Annotated in this window: 16 protein-coding genes; 7 read left to right on the plus strand and 9 right to left on the minus strand. The window is 70.6% G+C overall.

Annotation, left to right across the window (positions count from 1 at the left end; genetic code table 11):
• Positions 1-28: 28 nt before the first annotated feature.
• On the plus strand, positions 29-346 hold the full coding sequence (locus tag ACWFRJ_RS38840; RefSeq protein WP_453542367.1) for a winged helix-turn-helix transcriptional regulator: 318 nt from the start codon (positions 29-31) through the stop codon (positions 344-346).
• Positions 343-1,113, plus strand: coding sequence for a globin domain-containing protein (locus ACWFRJ_RS38845; RefSeq protein ID WP_453542370.1), 771 nt, complete (start codon positions 343-345; stop codon positions 1,111-1,113). Before ACWFRJ_RS38840 ends, ACWFRJ_RS38845 begins: the two co-directional genes overlap by 4 nt.
• A gap of 1 nt (position 1,114) precedes the next feature.
• On the opposite strand, the gene ACWFRJ_RS38850 is transcribed toward ACWFRJ_RS38845, so the two are convergent.
• Positions 1,115-2,035, minus strand: coding sequence for a helix-turn-helix domain-containing protein (locus ACWFRJ_RS38850; protein ID WP_453542373.1), 921 nt, complete (start codon positions 2,033-2,035; stop codon positions 1,115-1,117).
• 118 nt (positions 2,036-2,153) lie between these two features.
• On the opposite strand from ACWFRJ_RS38850, the gene ACWFRJ_RS38855 reads away from it, so the two are divergent.
• Together ACWFRJ_RS38855 and ACWFRJ_RS38860 are read left to right on the plus strand one after the other, a co-directional pair.
• Positions 2,154-3,212 carry an NAD(P)-dependent alcohol dehydrogenase gene (locus tag ACWFRJ_RS38855; RefSeq protein ID WP_453542375.1) on the plus strand — a complete coding sequence of 353 codons (1,059 nt, stop codon included), beginning with the start codon at positions 2,154-2,156 and terminating at the stop codon, positions 3,210-3,212.
• A gap of 217 nt (positions 3,213-3,429) precedes the next feature.
• Positions 3,430-3,816 carry a VOC family protein gene (locus ACWFRJ_RS38860; protein WP_453542378.1) on the plus strand — a complete coding sequence of 129 codons (387 nt, stop codon included), beginning with the start codon at positions 3,430-3,432 and terminating at the stop codon, positions 3,814-3,816.
• Here ACWFRJ_RS38860 and ACWFRJ_RS38865 read toward each other — a convergent pair.
• Complete coding sequence (locus ACWFRJ_RS38865; protein ID WP_453542381.1) at positions 3,813-4,616, minus strand: alpha/beta fold hydrolase; 804 nt, start codon at positions 4,614-4,616, stop codon at positions 3,813-3,815. The two genes, ACWFRJ_RS38860 and ACWFRJ_RS38865, sit on opposite strands and share 4 nt — an antisense overlap.
• Positions 4,617-4,659: 43 nt before the next feature.
• Here ACWFRJ_RS38865 and ACWFRJ_RS38870 point away from each other — a divergent pair, with 43 nt between their 5' ends.
• Both ACWFRJ_RS38870 and ACWFRJ_RS38875 read left to right on the plus strand, forming a co-directional pair.
• Positions 4,660-5,562: an aminoglycoside phosphotransferase family protein gene (locus ACWFRJ_RS38870; protein ID WP_453542384.1), complete on the plus strand. Its 903-nt coding sequence runs from the start codon at positions 4,660-4,662 to the stop codon at positions 5,560-5,562.
• 158 nt (positions 5,563-5,720) lie between these two features.
• Positions 5,721-6,089: a helix-turn-helix domain-containing protein gene (locus ACWFRJ_RS38875; RefSeq protein WP_453542594.1), complete on the plus strand. Its 369-nt coding sequence runs from the start codon at positions 5,721-5,723 to the stop codon at positions 6,087-6,089.
• Positions 6,090-6,093: 4 nt separating this feature from the next.
• Here the strand turns inward: ACWFRJ_RS38875 and ACWFRJ_RS38880 are convergent, their stop codons facing one another.
• The 4 genes from ACWFRJ_RS38880 to ACWFRJ_RS38895 form a co-directional block, all read right to left on the minus strand.
• Entirely contained in the window at positions 6,094-6,705 is a 612-nt protein-coding gene (locus ACWFRJ_RS38880) for a ClpP family protease (protein ID WP_453542387.1), read from the minus strand.
• Between the two features lies 1 nt (position 6,706).
• A complete protein-coding gene (locus ACWFRJ_RS38885; protein WP_453542390.1) occupies positions 6,707-7,381 on the minus strand; it encodes a ClpP family protease in 675 nt (224 codons plus the stop codon).
• A gap of 399 nt (positions 7,382-7,780) precedes the next feature.
• The gene (gene msrA / locus ACWFRJ_RS38890; protein WP_453542393.1) at positions 7,781-8,479 is read right to left on the minus strand and encodes a peptide-methionine (S)-S-oxide reductase MsrA; all 699 of its coding nucleotides are present in this window, start codon (positions 8,477-8,479) and stop codon (positions 7,781-7,783) included.
• A 114-nt stretch (positions 8,480-8,593) separates the two neighbouring features.
• Entirely contained in the window at positions 8,594-9,712 is a 1,119-nt protein-coding gene (locus ACWFRJ_RS38895) for a hypothetical protein (RefSeq protein ID WP_453542396.1), read from the minus strand.
• Between the two features lie 90 nt (positions 9,713-9,802).
• On the opposite strand from ACWFRJ_RS38895, the gene ACWFRJ_RS38900 reads away from it, so the two are divergent.
• The gene (locus ACWFRJ_RS38900) at positions 9,803-10,957 is read left to right on the plus strand and encodes a cystathionine gamma-synthase (RefSeq protein WP_453542399.1); all 1,155 of its coding nucleotides are present in this window, start codon (positions 9,803-9,805) and stop codon (positions 10,955-10,957) included.
• 31 nt (positions 10,958-10,988) lie between these two features.
• Here the strand turns inward: ACWFRJ_RS38900 and ACWFRJ_RS38905 are convergent, their stop codons facing one another.
• From ACWFRJ_RS38905 to ACWFRJ_RS38915, 3 genes are all read right to left on the minus strand, one after another.
• Positions 10,989-11,243 carry a hypothetical protein gene (locus tag ACWFRJ_RS38905; RefSeq protein ID WP_453542401.1) on the minus strand — a complete coding sequence of 85 codons (255 nt, stop codon included), beginning with the start codon at positions 11,241-11,243 and terminating at the stop codon, positions 10,989-10,991.
• Positions 11,240-11,722, minus strand: a complete 483-nt coding sequence (locus ACWFRJ_RS38910; RefSeq protein WP_453542404.1) for a sigma factor-like helix-turn-helix DNA-binding protein — start codon at positions 11,720-11,722, stop codon at positions 11,240-11,242. The genes ACWFRJ_RS38905 and ACWFRJ_RS38910 overlap by 4 nt, the downstream gene beginning before the upstream one ends.
• Positions 11,723-11,829: 107 nt before the next feature.
• The gene (locus tag ACWFRJ_RS38915; protein ID WP_453542407.1) at positions 11,830-12,333 is read right to left on the minus strand and encodes a MarR family winged helix-turn-helix transcriptional regulator; all 504 of its coding nucleotides are present in this window, start codon (positions 12,331-12,333) and stop codon (positions 11,830-11,832) included.
• Positions 12,334-12,380 lie beyond the last annotated feature (47 nt).

Below are 12,380 nucleotides of genomic sequence, written 5' to 3' on the forward strand. Positions count from 1 at the left end.
TGTCAGCGCACCCACCCCCGCCTGCCCCGTGGAGATCGCACTCGCCGCCCTGCGCGGCCGCTGGACCACCCTCATCGTCCGCGAACTGCTGCGGGCCGACTCCTGCGCGTACAGCGAACTGGCTTCCCTGCTCCCGGAGTTGTCGGACAAGGTGCTCACGGAGCGGCTGGCCAAGATGGTCGGCGCGGGCGTCGTCCTGCGCACCAGGACACCCGGCTGGCCGCCCACCGTCAGCTACGGCCTCACCCCGCACGGAAGAGAACTCGGCCCGGTCCTTCAGGCGTTGTGGGACTGGGGAGCGCACGTGCCGGCACCACCCACCGCAGAGGAAGCCGACGACACATGACCGCCCACACCGTCGAGTACATCCGCTACCGCATCCCGTCCGAGCGCTCCGCGGAGTTCCTCTCCGCGTACACCCGCGCCGCCGTCCCCCTGTCCGCGGCACCGCAGTGCGTCGACTACGAACTCTCCCGCTGCGAGGAGGACTTCGAGCACTTCGTCCTCCGCGTCACCTGGACGTCGACCACCGACCACCTGGAGGGCTTCAGGAGCTCGGAGCTCTTCCGTGAGTTCTTCGCGGAGATCCGCCCGTACGTCGAGAACATCGAGGAGATGCGCCACTACACGCCCACCACGGTGCGCGGCACGGGCGCGTCGACCCCGACCCTCTACTCATGGGCGGGCGGCGAGGAGAAGTTCGAGCGCCTGACGGAGAGCTTCTACGAGAAGGTCCTCAAGGACGATCTCCTCGCCCCGCTCTTCGCGGACCTGCCCGCCGAGCACGCCCTGCACGTCGCCCAGTGGCTCGGTGAGGTCTTCGGCGGACCGGCCACCTACTCGCAGGCGCACGGCGGCCACACCCACATGGTCGGCAAGCACCTCGGCAAGGGCATCACCGAGCCGCAGCGCCGCCGCTGGGTCAACCTGATGCAGGACGCGGCGGACGACGCGGGTCTTCCGACGGACGCCGAGTTCCGGTCCGCCTTCCTCGCCTACGTCGAGTGGGGCACCCGGCTCGCGGTCCACTTCTCGGGCCCGGAGGCGAGCCGCCCCGCAGAGCAGCCGGTGCCGCTGTGGAACTGGGGCGCGGCGCCTCCGTACCAGCCGTGAGCTACTTGCTCGTGCCCGCCGCCCCGGTGCGCGTCGCGTCCGCTCCCCAGCTTGCGAGCAGCCGCAGCCCGTCGGCCGACGCCGAATCCGGCTCAGCGTGGTACATCATCAGTGACTGATCGTGATCGTCGGGCAGGCTCAGTGTCTCGAACGACAGCGTCAGATCGCCCACCAAGGAGTGGTGGAAACGCTTGACGCCGTGGCCCTTCTCACGCACGTCATGCGTGGCCCACAGATTCCGGAACTCCTCGCTCTTCACGGAGAGCTCGCCGACGAGCGCGGAGAGCAGCGGATCGTTCGGAAAGCAGCCCGCGTCCATGCGCAGGAAGCTCACGATGTCCGACGCCTTCTGCTCCCAGTCCCGGAACAGGACGCGTGACTGGGGGTGCAGGAAACAGATCCGCGCCCAGTTCCGCTCCTCGGGCGGCAGCGCGCCCCAGTCGCCGAAGAGCGCGGCGGCCATGCGGTTCCAGCCGAGGATGTCCGTGCGGCGGCCGACCACGTAGGCGGGGACGCCGTCCATCGTGTCCATGAGCTGGAGCAGTGCGGGGCGTACGTGCTGCGGGCGGGCGGCGCGCTTCTTCTTGTGCTGCTTCGGCTTGGCCAGGTGCGTCAGATGCGAGTGCTCGGCGTCCGTCAGACGCAGGGCGCGGGCGATCGCGTCCAGGACCTCGCCCGATACGTTGCGGCCGTTGCCCTGCTCAAGACGGGTGTAGTACGCGACGGACACCCCGGCGAGCTGTGCGAGCTCCTCGCGGCGCAGCCCCGGTACCCGCCGATGGCGCCCGAAGTTCGGCAGCCCGACGTCCTCCGGCTGCAGCCGGGCCCTGCGAGTGCGCAGGAACTCGCTGAGCTCGGCGCGGCCGTCGAGGGAGGGCTCGGAGGCGGGGGAGTGCGGGAGCTGGTCGGCGTCGGCGTCCATACATTCCAGTATCAGGGGTCGTACGCATACGAGCCTGTCCCCGTCAGTAGTAGGACCGATGGACGTAGGCAGAGCTGTGACCTGGGTAGATGTCCGCGAGCCTGGCACGGTGGAGGACATGACCGCACAGACCAGCACCACCACCGTCACCGCTTTCGCCGTACCGTCCGCCAAGGCCCCCCTGGAGCGGACCACCATCCCGCGCCGCCCGGTGGGCGAGTCCGACGTACTGATCGACATCAAGTACGCCGGTATCTGTCACTCGGACATCCACCAGGCCCGCGACGGCTGGGGTGAGGGTATTTTCCCGATGGTTCCGGGCCACGAGATCGCCGGTGTCGTCACCGAGGTCGGCTCCGCCGTCACCAAGTTCTCCGTCGGCGACCGCGTCGGCGTCGGCTGCATGGTCGACTCCTGCCGCGAGTGCGACAACTGCAAGGCGGGCCTCGAGCAGTACTGCGACAAGGGCAACATCCAGACGTACAACGCCCTCGACAAGAGCGGCGAGCCCACCTACGGCGGCTACTCCACGCACGTCGTCGTGGACGAGGCGTTCACCGTCCGCATCCCCGACGGCCTCTCCCTGGACGTCGCCGCGCCGCTCCTGTGCGCGGGCATCACCACGTACTCCCCGCTCCACCGCTGGCAGGCGGGCCCCGGCAAGAAGGTCGCCGTCGTCGGCCTCGGCGGGCTCGGCCACATGGGCGTCAAGATCGCGCACGCCATGGGCGCCGAGGTCACCGTGCTCTCGCAGTCCCTGCGCAAGAAGGACGACGGTCTGCGCCTCGGCGCCGACCACTACTACGCGACCAGCGACGAGGCCACCTTCGAGGAGCTCGCGGGCTCCTTCGACCTGATCCTCTCGACGGTCTCCGCGCCGCTGCCCCTGGACAAGTACCTGGGCCTGCTGCGCCCGGAAGGCGCCTTCGTGAACGTCGGCGCCCCCGAGGAGCCCGTCTCCCTCAACCTCTTCTCCGTGATCGGCGGCGGCAAGACCCTCGCGGGCTCCATGATCGGCGGCATCAAGGAGACCCAGGAGATGCTGGACTTCTGCGCCGAGCACGGCCTGGGCTCGGAGATCGAGCTGATCGACGCCGACCAGATCAACGAGGCGTACGAGCGCGTCCTCGCCAGTGACGTGCGCTACCGCTTCGTGATCGACACGGCCACGATCTGATCTGCCACTTCCGCTGCCGTCGCCCTGCTGCCCCGAAAGGGACAGCAGGGCGATGTCGTATGGCCGGAACTCGACTCGGCCCGCGGTCCTAGTCCGCATTGCGCACCAGGTGGGGGGCCGTGTGACCGATGCCGGACGCGTGGTGCCTGCCTAGTGTGGTGGACGTCAGCACGGGGGCACTTCAGACGCAGGAATCGACGCAGGAAGAGGTCGCACGATGTCCATCGCGCTCAACCACACCATCGTCACCGCCAAGGACAAGAAGGCGTCGGCCCAGTTCCTCGCCGACCTCCTCGGCCTCGAAGTGAGCCCCCAGTACGGCCCGTTCATCCCCGTCGAGATCCCCAACGGCGTCACGCTGGACTACGCCGACAGCGACGGCGGGGCGATCACCCCTCAGCACTACGCCTTCCTGGTCTCCGAGGACGAGTTCGACGGCATCTTCGGCCGCATCAAGGACGCGGGCCTCACCCACTGGGCCGACCCGCACCACAAGACCGTCAACGAGATCAACACCAACGACGGCGGCCGGGGCGCGTACTTCGAGGACCCGAACGGCCACAACCTGGAGATCTTCACCAAGCCGTACGGCAGCGGAAGCTAGCCTTCTGTTCCCTTCAGGAAGTCGAGCACGAGCGGCGTCGCGACCTCCGCGAACTCCTCGAAGTACGCATGCCGCGCACCGGGGACGAGCCGCATCCGTGCCCCGGGGATGCGTTCCGTGAGCAGGGGCGCGTTGGCGGTCGGGTTGAACGCGTCGTCGGTGCCGTGCACGACGAGCGTCGGCGCCGTGATCCGCGGCAGCGCGTCCCAGGAGTCGTGCCGGGCGCTTGCGCGCAGATGGCGCCGGCGTGCGCGCGGGGGCATGGACGGATCGCCGAGGGTATGGAACACGGGCTTCTCGGATTCGTGCTCCCGCTCGGCGATCCAGTCCGGGGTGTACATCAACTCCAGCAGGGCGCGGCGCGCTGCCGCCGCGTCGGGCTGACCGAGGGCGGCGCGCACCTCGGGCCCGCGCTCGATGCCGTGCGGCGCCCCCGGAGACGTACAACCGAGTACCAGCCGGTCGACCCGCTCCGGATGGTCGGCGGCGACCCACTGGGCGACACGGCCGCCCATCGACGTGCCGTACACATGGGCGCGGTCGATCCCCGCGTGGTCGAGGACGGCGACGACGTCGCGGGCGAAGCCGGGCGTGCTGTAGCTGTCGGTGTCGGGGCGCCCGCTCTCGCCGGTACCGCGCCAGTCGAGTACGACGGTCAGGTACGCGGCGGCGAAGTCGTCCCGCACCGGGTCCCACCAGCGGCGGCTGTTGGACTGCCCGCTGAGCAGGACGAGGGGGCGGCCGGAGCCGTGGACTTCGTAGTGCAGGGCGGTGCCGTCGGCGGCTTCAGCGAGAGGCATGAGGTGAACGGTAGCCACCTGCTGTTTTCGTTAGGGTGCCGGGATGATCGATCCACCCGAGGACTTCGCCGCGAGCACCGTCCAGCGGGAGGGGGAGCGCGGCCGCTCATGGCTGGCGTCCCTGCCGGAGCTGGCCGACGAACTGCTCGACCGCTGGGGCTGCGTGCCGTCGGCGCCGGTCACGCACGGGCAGGTCGGCGTCATCATTCCGGTCCTGCGTCGGCACGACGGTCTGCCCGCCGTCCTGAAGATCTCCTTCCCGCACCCCGGCAACGTCCACGAGCCGGACGCCTTCACCGTGTGGGAGGGGCGGGGCGCGGTCCGCCTGCACGAGCGGGACGACCCACGGTTCGCGATGCTCCTCGAACAGGCGGGTCCTGGCTCGCTCGCCGACGAGCCGGACGCCGAGACGGCGCTGACGGCCGCGGGCCGGCTCGCCAGACGCCTTGCCGTACCCGCACCCGCCGAACTGCCCAGGGTGAGCGCGCTGTGCGGCGAGTGGGAACGTGAACTGCGCGACGGCGACGAGAAGTTGGGATCGCCGTTGGCCTCGCGCCTGCTCGACGCCGCGATCGGCACCCTGCGGGAACTGGGGCCCGACCAGCCGGACACCCTCATCCACGGCGATCTGCACGTCGGCAACGTCCTGCGGGGCGAGCGCGAACCCTGGCTCGCCATCGACCCCAAGGGGTACGCGGGCGACCCGGCGTACGACTCGATCACGCTGCTCCACCACCGCTTCGACGAGCTGCTCGCCGCCTCCGACGCGAAGGCGGCCGTCCTGCGCCGCCTCGCCGTCTTCTCGGACGCCGCCGAGGTCGACAGGGAGCGGGCCCGCCGGTGGACACAGGCCAGGGCGGTGACCATGGCGCACTGGGGGCGGCTGCACGGTGACCCGCAGTGGCGGATCCTGGCGGCGGACGGCCTTGCGGAGGCGCTCGCGTAAGCAAGGCGCATCGTGTGGGCTCTGATTTCGCCGGGGGCGGAACGCTGATCCCTTCCGGTGGGCCGGGCGGCTCATACCCTGAGAGGGTGAGCAGCCACGAGCGGAACCCCGAGGGAAGTGCCGAGCCCGCGCAGGCCGTCGAGCGGGGGGCTCGCGTCATCCCCCTGCGCCCGCGCCAAGCGCAGTCGCCCGCCGCACCGGTGCGGACAACTCCCGTGCCCCCGGCGGCCAAAGAGCCGCTGTGGCGGGACATCGTCGGTGACGTGCTGCGCCGAGAGCGCCTCGCCCAGGAACGTACGCTCAAGGACGTGGCGGAGGCCGCCCGCATCTCGATGCCGTACCTCTCCGAGGTGGAGCGCGGCCGCAAGGAGGCCTCGTCCGAGGTCCTCGCGGCCGGCGCCCGTGCTCTCGGCCTCAGCCTGGCGGACCTTCTCTCCCTGGCACAGGGCGAGTTGACCCGCCAGACCCGCCACGCACAGACGGCGCGACCGCATCCGCGTCAGGGAGACATCCGCCTCGCCGCTTGAGGGTTCAGGCCGCCGCCGCGAGCATCCGCCGGTCGAGCACCTCGTCGGCGAGCCCGTACGCCACCGCGTCCTGCGCGGTGAACACCTTGTCGCGGTCCATGTCCGCGCGCAGGGTGGCGACATCGTGGCCCGAGTGCCGGGACAGGACGTCCTCCACCTGCGAGCGGATCCGCACCATCTCCTTGGCCTGGAGAGTGAGGTCGGAGACCGTCCCCTGCTGCCCGCCGCTCGCGGGCTGCCCGAGCAGCACGCGCGAGTGTTCGAGCACGAACCGCCGCCCGGGATCGCCACCGGCGAGCAGCACGGCGGCGGTGGAAGCGGCCTGCCCCACACAGAACGTGGAGATGGGGGCGCTGATGAAGCTCATGGTGTCGTAGATGGCCATGAGCGAAGTGAAGGAGCCGCCGGGGGAGTTGATGTAGATGGCGACTTCGCGCTCGGGGTTGGACGACTCCAGGTGGAGGAGCTGGGCGATGACGACATTGGCGACCCCGTCGTCGATCTCGGTGCCGAGGAAGATGATCCGCTCCGAGAGCAGCCTGCTGTAGACGTCGTAGGCGCGCTCGCCGCCCTGCGGGGTGCGCTCGATGACGGTCGGAATCGTGTACTGGCTCATGTCAGACCCCCAGTCCCATCCGCGGCTTGGCCGAGGCGGGCCGCACATCGGTGAGCGAATCGAGCACCCGGTCGACCATCCCGTACTCCTTGGCCTGCTCGGCGGTGAACCAGCGGTCGCGGTCACCGTCCCGCGAGACGGTCTCTTCCGACTGCCCGGTGTGCTCGGCGGTGATCCGCTCGACGGCCTTCTTCGTGAACTCCAGGTTCTCGGCCTGGATCGCGATGTCGGCGGTGGACCCGCCGATTCCGGCGGAGGGCTGGTGCATCATGATCCGGGCGTTGGGCAGGGCGTACCGCTTCCCGGCGGTCCCTACGGTCAGCAGGAACTGCCCCATGCTCGCGGCGAACCCCATGGCGAGGGTCGACACGTCGTTCGGGATGAGCCGCATGGTGTCGTAGATGGCGAGCCCCGCGGTGACGGAACCGCCGGGGCTGTTGATGTAGAGGCTGATGTCGGTCCGCGGGTCCTCGGCGGAGAGCAGCAGCATCTGCGCGCAGACCCGGTTCGCGGAGACCTCGTCGACCTGGGTGCCGAGGAAGACGATCCGCTGGGTCAGCAACTGCGCGGCCAGATGGTCGTCGAACCGCGACGAGGGCGTCTCGCTCTCGGAGGCCCGCGGAGCCCGCGAGGCCCGCGTGAAGGCGGGGTCCAAGCCGTTGACGATGGGTGGCATCGGTCGTCCTCCTGACGGTGGGAGCGGCGCACCTGCGGGCCGCTGTCCTGTCCCACCACCTTCGGGGCGTCGCGCTCACCGGGTAAGGGTTCTTGGCCTGCGGCAGATTCGCTGACGGCAGAGCGGCCCTACGGGATCAGAAGCCGACGGGGTGCCTTCACGGCCGCAGGACGCGCAGAACGCCGGCCGGTCACCATCTGGCGGCAAGGTGAGTGGCCTGCGGGTCCACCACCAGCGGGTTTCGCGGTTCCCACCTCTGCAGCGAGGCGAACACACCCAGAGCGGTTCCGGGTGGTGATCTGGATCCGGCGGATCGATCAGGGTGATGGCATCGAGATCTTCCGGAGGCAGCGCGCTCCGTAGGGAGTGCGCTGCCGTTCCTGGCTGAAGACGCAGTGGTCAGCCTTCGGCCGGGGCGATCCCCGTCGGGCAGGCCCGGCCCCAGTTCGTCTCCGAAGGGCTGTCCAGCTGCAGGCCCGTGCCGCCGATTCCGCAGTAGCCGTCGGGGTTCTTGTCCAAGTACTGCTGGTGGTAGCCCTCGGCCGGCCAGAACGTGCGGGAGGCCGCCGGGAGGATCGTCGTGGTGATCTCGCCGTGGCGTGCCGAGGTCAGGACCTGCTGGTACGAGTCGCGGGACGCCACCGCACCCGCCTCCTGCTCGGGGGAGTGCGTGTAGATCGCCGAGCGGTACTGGGTGCCCACGTCGTTGCCCTGGCGGAAGCCCTGTGTGGGGTTGTGGGACTCCCAGAAGAGCTTCAGGAGAGCGGCGTACGAGACACGGGTGGGGTCGAAGACCACGCGGACCGCTTCTGTGTGGCCGGTCAGGCCTGAGCAGACCTCCTCGTAGGAGGGGTTCTCCGTGTAACCGCCCTGGTAGCCGACGTACGTCGTCCAGACGCCCTCCGTCTGCCAGAACTTGCGCTCCGCGCCCCAGAAGCAGCCGAGCCCGAAGTCCGCGATCTCCAGGCCGTCGGGGTACGGGCCGAGGAGCGGGTTGCCGAGGACCGTGTGGCGGGAGGGGACCTCGAATTCGGGGGTCGCGCGGCCCTTCAGGGCCTGCTCGGGGGTGGGGAGCTCGGGCGTGCGGCCGAAGAGCATGGGGCTGTCCTCCTGGGACGCTTCGGTGGGGCGGGGGGTGCGGCTCTTACGTCAACGTGTGCGGGGTGAGCCGCATTCCTCAGGCGGGTTCCTCGGGCGGGAACGCGGGCCGCCTCAGTGCGACAGCGTCGCCGGGCTGCCGCCGTTCGCCTCGTACCCCGCGACCGCGAGCGCGCGGTACACCGCGTAGTCCGCGGCCGGGTCGGAGGAGACCGTCCAGGGCAGGGCGCCGACGTGGCCGTCCACGTGGATCAGCTGCTTCATCGCCTCCGCCCAGCGCTCGCAGCGGACCAGGAAGAAGATCAGGAGGTGCCTGACGTGCGCCAGCATCGGGTCGTCAGGGCGGGCCGAGTGCACCGCGTAGAGCGCGCCCTCGACGGCCTTGGTGACGACCTCGCTCTCGTAGAAACCACGGACCAGATTGACCTCGGGCAGGTGTTCGTACACCGCGAAGAGCGGGAGCGCGGAGAGGAGCGAGCCCTTGGGGGCGCGGGCCGCGGCCGCCTCCGCGAAGTTGTTCGCGAGGTCGCGCGAGCCGTGCCACTTCTCGCACCAGTAGTGCAGTGCCGCCAGATGCGCCCCCATGTGCGCGGGTGCGCGGTCCAGGATCTTCAGCCACAGCTGCTCGAAGTCCTCGCGGGAGTACGCGAGGCCGCGCGCGATGGAGAGCTCGATGATGTACGGAACAGGGTCACCGGGGGAGAGGAGCGCCGCCTGCCCGCAGGCCTCCCTCGCCTCCTCCAGGATGATCCGGAACTCGTCCGTCCCGGACGTCGAAGAGCGCCAGGCCTGCTGGACCAGGAACTCGGCGTGCACCGCCGCGCCGCCCGCGTCCTTGGGCGCCTCGGCCCGCCACACCCGCAGCCACTGCCCGCCGGGCTGATCGCTGACCCCGCCGGGCCGCTGCTGCAGCTCCAGGGACGCCGCGCCCGCGAACGCCTGCACGCGCTGCCAGCGCACCTCGCCGTGCACCTGCGTGCCCGAGAGCAGCTGCGAGGCCGCCTTCCAGCTCTGCGACTGCTGGACCACGTCCAGGACGTCCAGGAGGTCGCGGTCCGGTCCCGGCATGCGGATGTCCAGCTCTTCCTGGCGCGCGAAGCCGTACTCGGCGGGGTCCGCGGCGTCCGGTGAACCGGGGGCGACCTGGCGGATTCCGCCCCGCCTGCGCAGCAGAACCGGACTGAGGACCGCCCCGATCATGATCGCCGCCATCAGCACCCAGAGAATTTCCATGAGTACAAGCGAACCAGACTGCTCTGACACTTGGCGAACCAGTCTCGAACTTGTCAGGCCTCTGCCCGTCCCGGACTAGGCTCTGGCCGCATGAGTGACACGTTCAGGAGCCAGAGTTTCGAGACCGCCGCGATCCACGCGGGCAACACCGCCGACCCGCTCACCGGCGCGGTCGTCCCGCCGATCTACCAGGTGTCGACGTACAAGCAGGACGGCGTCGGCGGGCTGCGCGGCGGCTATGAGTACAGCCGCAGCGCCAACCCCACCCGCACCGCCCTGGAAGAGAACCTCGCCGCCATCGAGGGCGGCAGCCGCGGGCTCGCCTTCGCGTCGGGCCTCGCCGCCGAGGACTGCCTGCTGCGTACGCTGCTCAGCCCCGGCGACCACGTGGTCATCCCCAATGACGCGTACGGCGGCACGTTCCGGCTCTTCGCGAAGGTCGTGTCGCGGTGGGGCGTCGAGTGGTCGGTCGCCGACACCTCCGACCCGGCGGCGGTACGGGCCGCGGTGACCGACCGTACGAAGGCGATCTGGGTGGAGACCCCCTCCAACCCGCTGCTCGGCATCACCGACATCGCCGCCGTCTCCCAGGTGGCCAAGGAGACGGGGGCCCGCCTCGTCGTCGACAACACCTTCGCGAGCCCCTACCTCCAGCAGCCCCTCGCGCTCGGCGCGGACGTCGTCGTGCACTCCCTGACGAAGTACATGGGCGGGCACTCGGACGTCGTGGGCGGCGCGCTCGTCGTCAACGACGCAGCGCTCGGCGAGGAGTTGGCGTACCACCAGAACGCGATGGGCGCGGTGGCCGGGCCCTTCGACGCGTGGCTGGTCCTTCGCGGCATCAAGACGCTGGCCGTGCGCATGGACCGGCACAGCGAGAACGCGACGAAGGTCGCCGACATGCTGACGCGGCACGCGCGCGTGACGCGTGTTCTCTACCCCGGGCTTCCGGAGCACCCCGGTCACGAGACCGCGGCCAAGCAGATGAAGTCGTTCGGCGGGATGGTGTCCTTCCAGGTCGCCGGGGGCGAGGAGGCCGCGGTCGCCGTCTGCGACCGCGCGAAGCTGTTCACCCTGGGCGAGTCGCTCGGTGGCGTGGAGTCCCTGATCGAGCACCCGGGGCGGATGACGCACGCCTCCGTGGTGGGCTCGGCACTCGAGGTCCCGGCGGACCTGGTGCGGCTCTCGGTGGGCATCGAGAACGTGGATGACCTGCTCGCCGATCTGCAGCAGGCGCTGGGTTAAGCCGGCGCGGGCCGGGCGTGCCCGCGCCCGGTCACCAGCTCGTCAGCGGTGGAGTCGTCTCCGAGGGATGCTCCACCCAGGGCTGGGCCATCGACGCCCAGATCACGAAGGTGACCGCCGCGGCGAGCAGCAGGAGCCACAGCAGCCGGCGCAGTGCCCTCCCGCGGCGCAGCTTGCGGCCGCCGCGGCGGACCGCTTCTTCGTAGAGCTCCGTCGGGACCGAGGGGGGCGTGCCGGTGTCCAGGAGATGGCGGACCGCGTTCTCCTTGCGGTCGAACTGGCTCATGACGGGGCCGCCTCCCCCAGGGGCCGCGTCGGCGCGGGGCCGCGCGGCGGGTGCAGGACCGTCTCCATCGCGCGGGCGCAGATCGCGCTGACCCGGTCGGCGGGCAGCCCGAGGAGCGCCGCTGTCTGCTCCTCGGCGACACCCTCGTACAGCCGCAGGACGAGAATCAGCCGCTCCTGGGGCGTGAGCCGGGCCAGGACGCCGCCGTGGCCGCGGCGCCGCCGCCAGGCCCCGCGGGCGAAGCGGACGGCCAGCTGTTGGCGTGTGCGGTCGTACGGGTCCTCCCCGCGCATCCGGTCCCAGCCCGCGTACGAGTGTGCGAGGGACGCGGTCAGCAGGGCACGCGCGCGTGGGTTGGCGTCCGGCGGCTCGGTGGTGAGCAGTGTCGCCGCATGCAGCAGCCGCCCTGCCGCGCCCGCGACGAACGCCTCGAACTCCCGGGCGCGGCGGGCGTTCAAAGACGCCTGCCGTCCGCGCACCGCGCCTCCTGCCTGGAGGGGACGGGCCCCCGGTCTCATATGAGGCCAGGCACACGGCCGGGGTCAAGAGGCAGGCACGCCGGAGCTGCCGGGCTCAGGCCCAGGGTTCAGGAAGCGGGTGTCTCCGGGGGCGCCTGTGAGGTCTGACGGGCGGAGAGCGCGGAATTGAAGCGCGTGAGGAGCGTGCAGAAGCTCTCGCGCTCCTGCGGGGACCAGTCATCGGTCAATTCGGCCATGAGGTCGCGCCGCGATGAGCGCACCTCATTGAGGCGCGCCTCGCCGCGCGGCGACAGCTGGAGCACCACGGCGCGCCCGTCCTCGGGGTGCGAGGTGCGCTTGACGAGCCCCGTGTCGACCAGCGGGGCGACCTGCCGGGTGACCGTGGACGAGTCGATGCCCATGCTCGCCGCGAGCGCCTTGACGCCCATGGGTCCCTCTTTGTCGAGGCGGTTGAGCAGCAGGTAGGCGGCGCGGTCCATGGAGTTGCGGACCTGTCCGACGCCGCCGAGGCGTGTCTGCTCCGCACGGCGGGCGAACACGGCCACCTGGTGCTGCAGTGTGTCGAGGAGACCGGGATCGCTGGCGGTCGTCATGTCCGGAGTTGTGGGCATGGCCGGGGGCTCACTTCATGCGAGGGCGATGGGTTGGGGGACAGGGT

Source organism: Streptomyces sp. NPDC055239, from assembly GCF_053606205.1.

What these genes read in the sequence shown, in the direction of transcription:
- ACWFRJ_RS38845 (WP_453542370.1), top strand. Translation starts at nt 343, where the DNA reads ATGACCGCCCACACCGTCGAGTACATCCGCTACCGCATCCCGTCCGAG.
- ACWFRJ_RS38850 (WP_453542373.1), bottom strand. Translation starts at nt 2,035, where the DNA reads ATGGACGCCGACGCCGACCAGCTCCCGCACTCCCCCGCCTCCGAGCCC.
- ACWFRJ_RS38855 (WP_453542375.1), top strand. Translation starts at nt 2,154, where the DNA reads ATGACCGCACAGACCAGCACCACCACCGTCACCGCTTTCGCCGTACCG.
- ACWFRJ_RS38860 (WP_453542378.1), top strand. Translation starts at nt 3,430, where the DNA reads ATGTCCATCGCGCTCAACCACACCATCGTCACCGCCAAGGACAAGAAG.
- ACWFRJ_RS38865 (WP_453542381.1), bottom strand. Translation starts at nt 4,616, where the DNA reads ATGCCTCTCGCTGAAGCCGCCGACGGCACCGCCCTGCACTACGAAGTC.
- ACWFRJ_RS38870 (WP_453542384.1), top strand. Translation starts at nt 4,660, where the DNA reads ATGATCGATCCACCCGAGGACTTCGCCGCGAGCACCGTCCAGCGGGAG.
- ACWFRJ_RS38880 (WP_453542387.1), bottom strand. Translation starts at nt 6,705, where the DNA reads ATGAGCCAGTACACGATTCCGACCGTCATCGAGCGCACCCCGCAGGGC.
- ACWFRJ_RS38885 (WP_453542390.1), bottom strand. Translation starts at nt 7,381, where the DNA reads ATGCCACCCATCGTCAACGGCTTGGACCCCGCCTTCACGCGGGCCTCG.
- msrA (WP_453542393.1), bottom strand. Translation starts at nt 8,479, where the DNA reads ATGCTCTTCGGCCGCACGCCCGAGCTCCCCACCCCCGAGCAGGCCCTG.
- ACWFRJ_RS38895 (WP_453542396.1), bottom strand. Translation starts at nt 9,712, where the DNA reads ATGGAAATTCTCTGGGTGCTGATGGCGGCGATCATGATCGGGGCGGTC.
- ACWFRJ_RS38900 (WP_453542399.1), top strand. Translation starts at nt 9,803, where the DNA reads ATGAGTGACACGTTCAGGAGCCAGAGTTTCGAGACCGCCGCGATCCAC.
- ACWFRJ_RS38905 (WP_453542401.1), bottom strand. Translation starts at nt 11,243, where the DNA reads ATGAGCCAGTTCGACCGCAAGGAGAACGCGGTCCGCCATCTCCTGGAC.
- ACWFRJ_RS38915 (WP_453542407.1), bottom strand. Translation starts at nt 12,333, where the DNA reads ATGCCCACAACTCCGGACATGACGACCGCCAGCGATCCCGGTCTCCTC.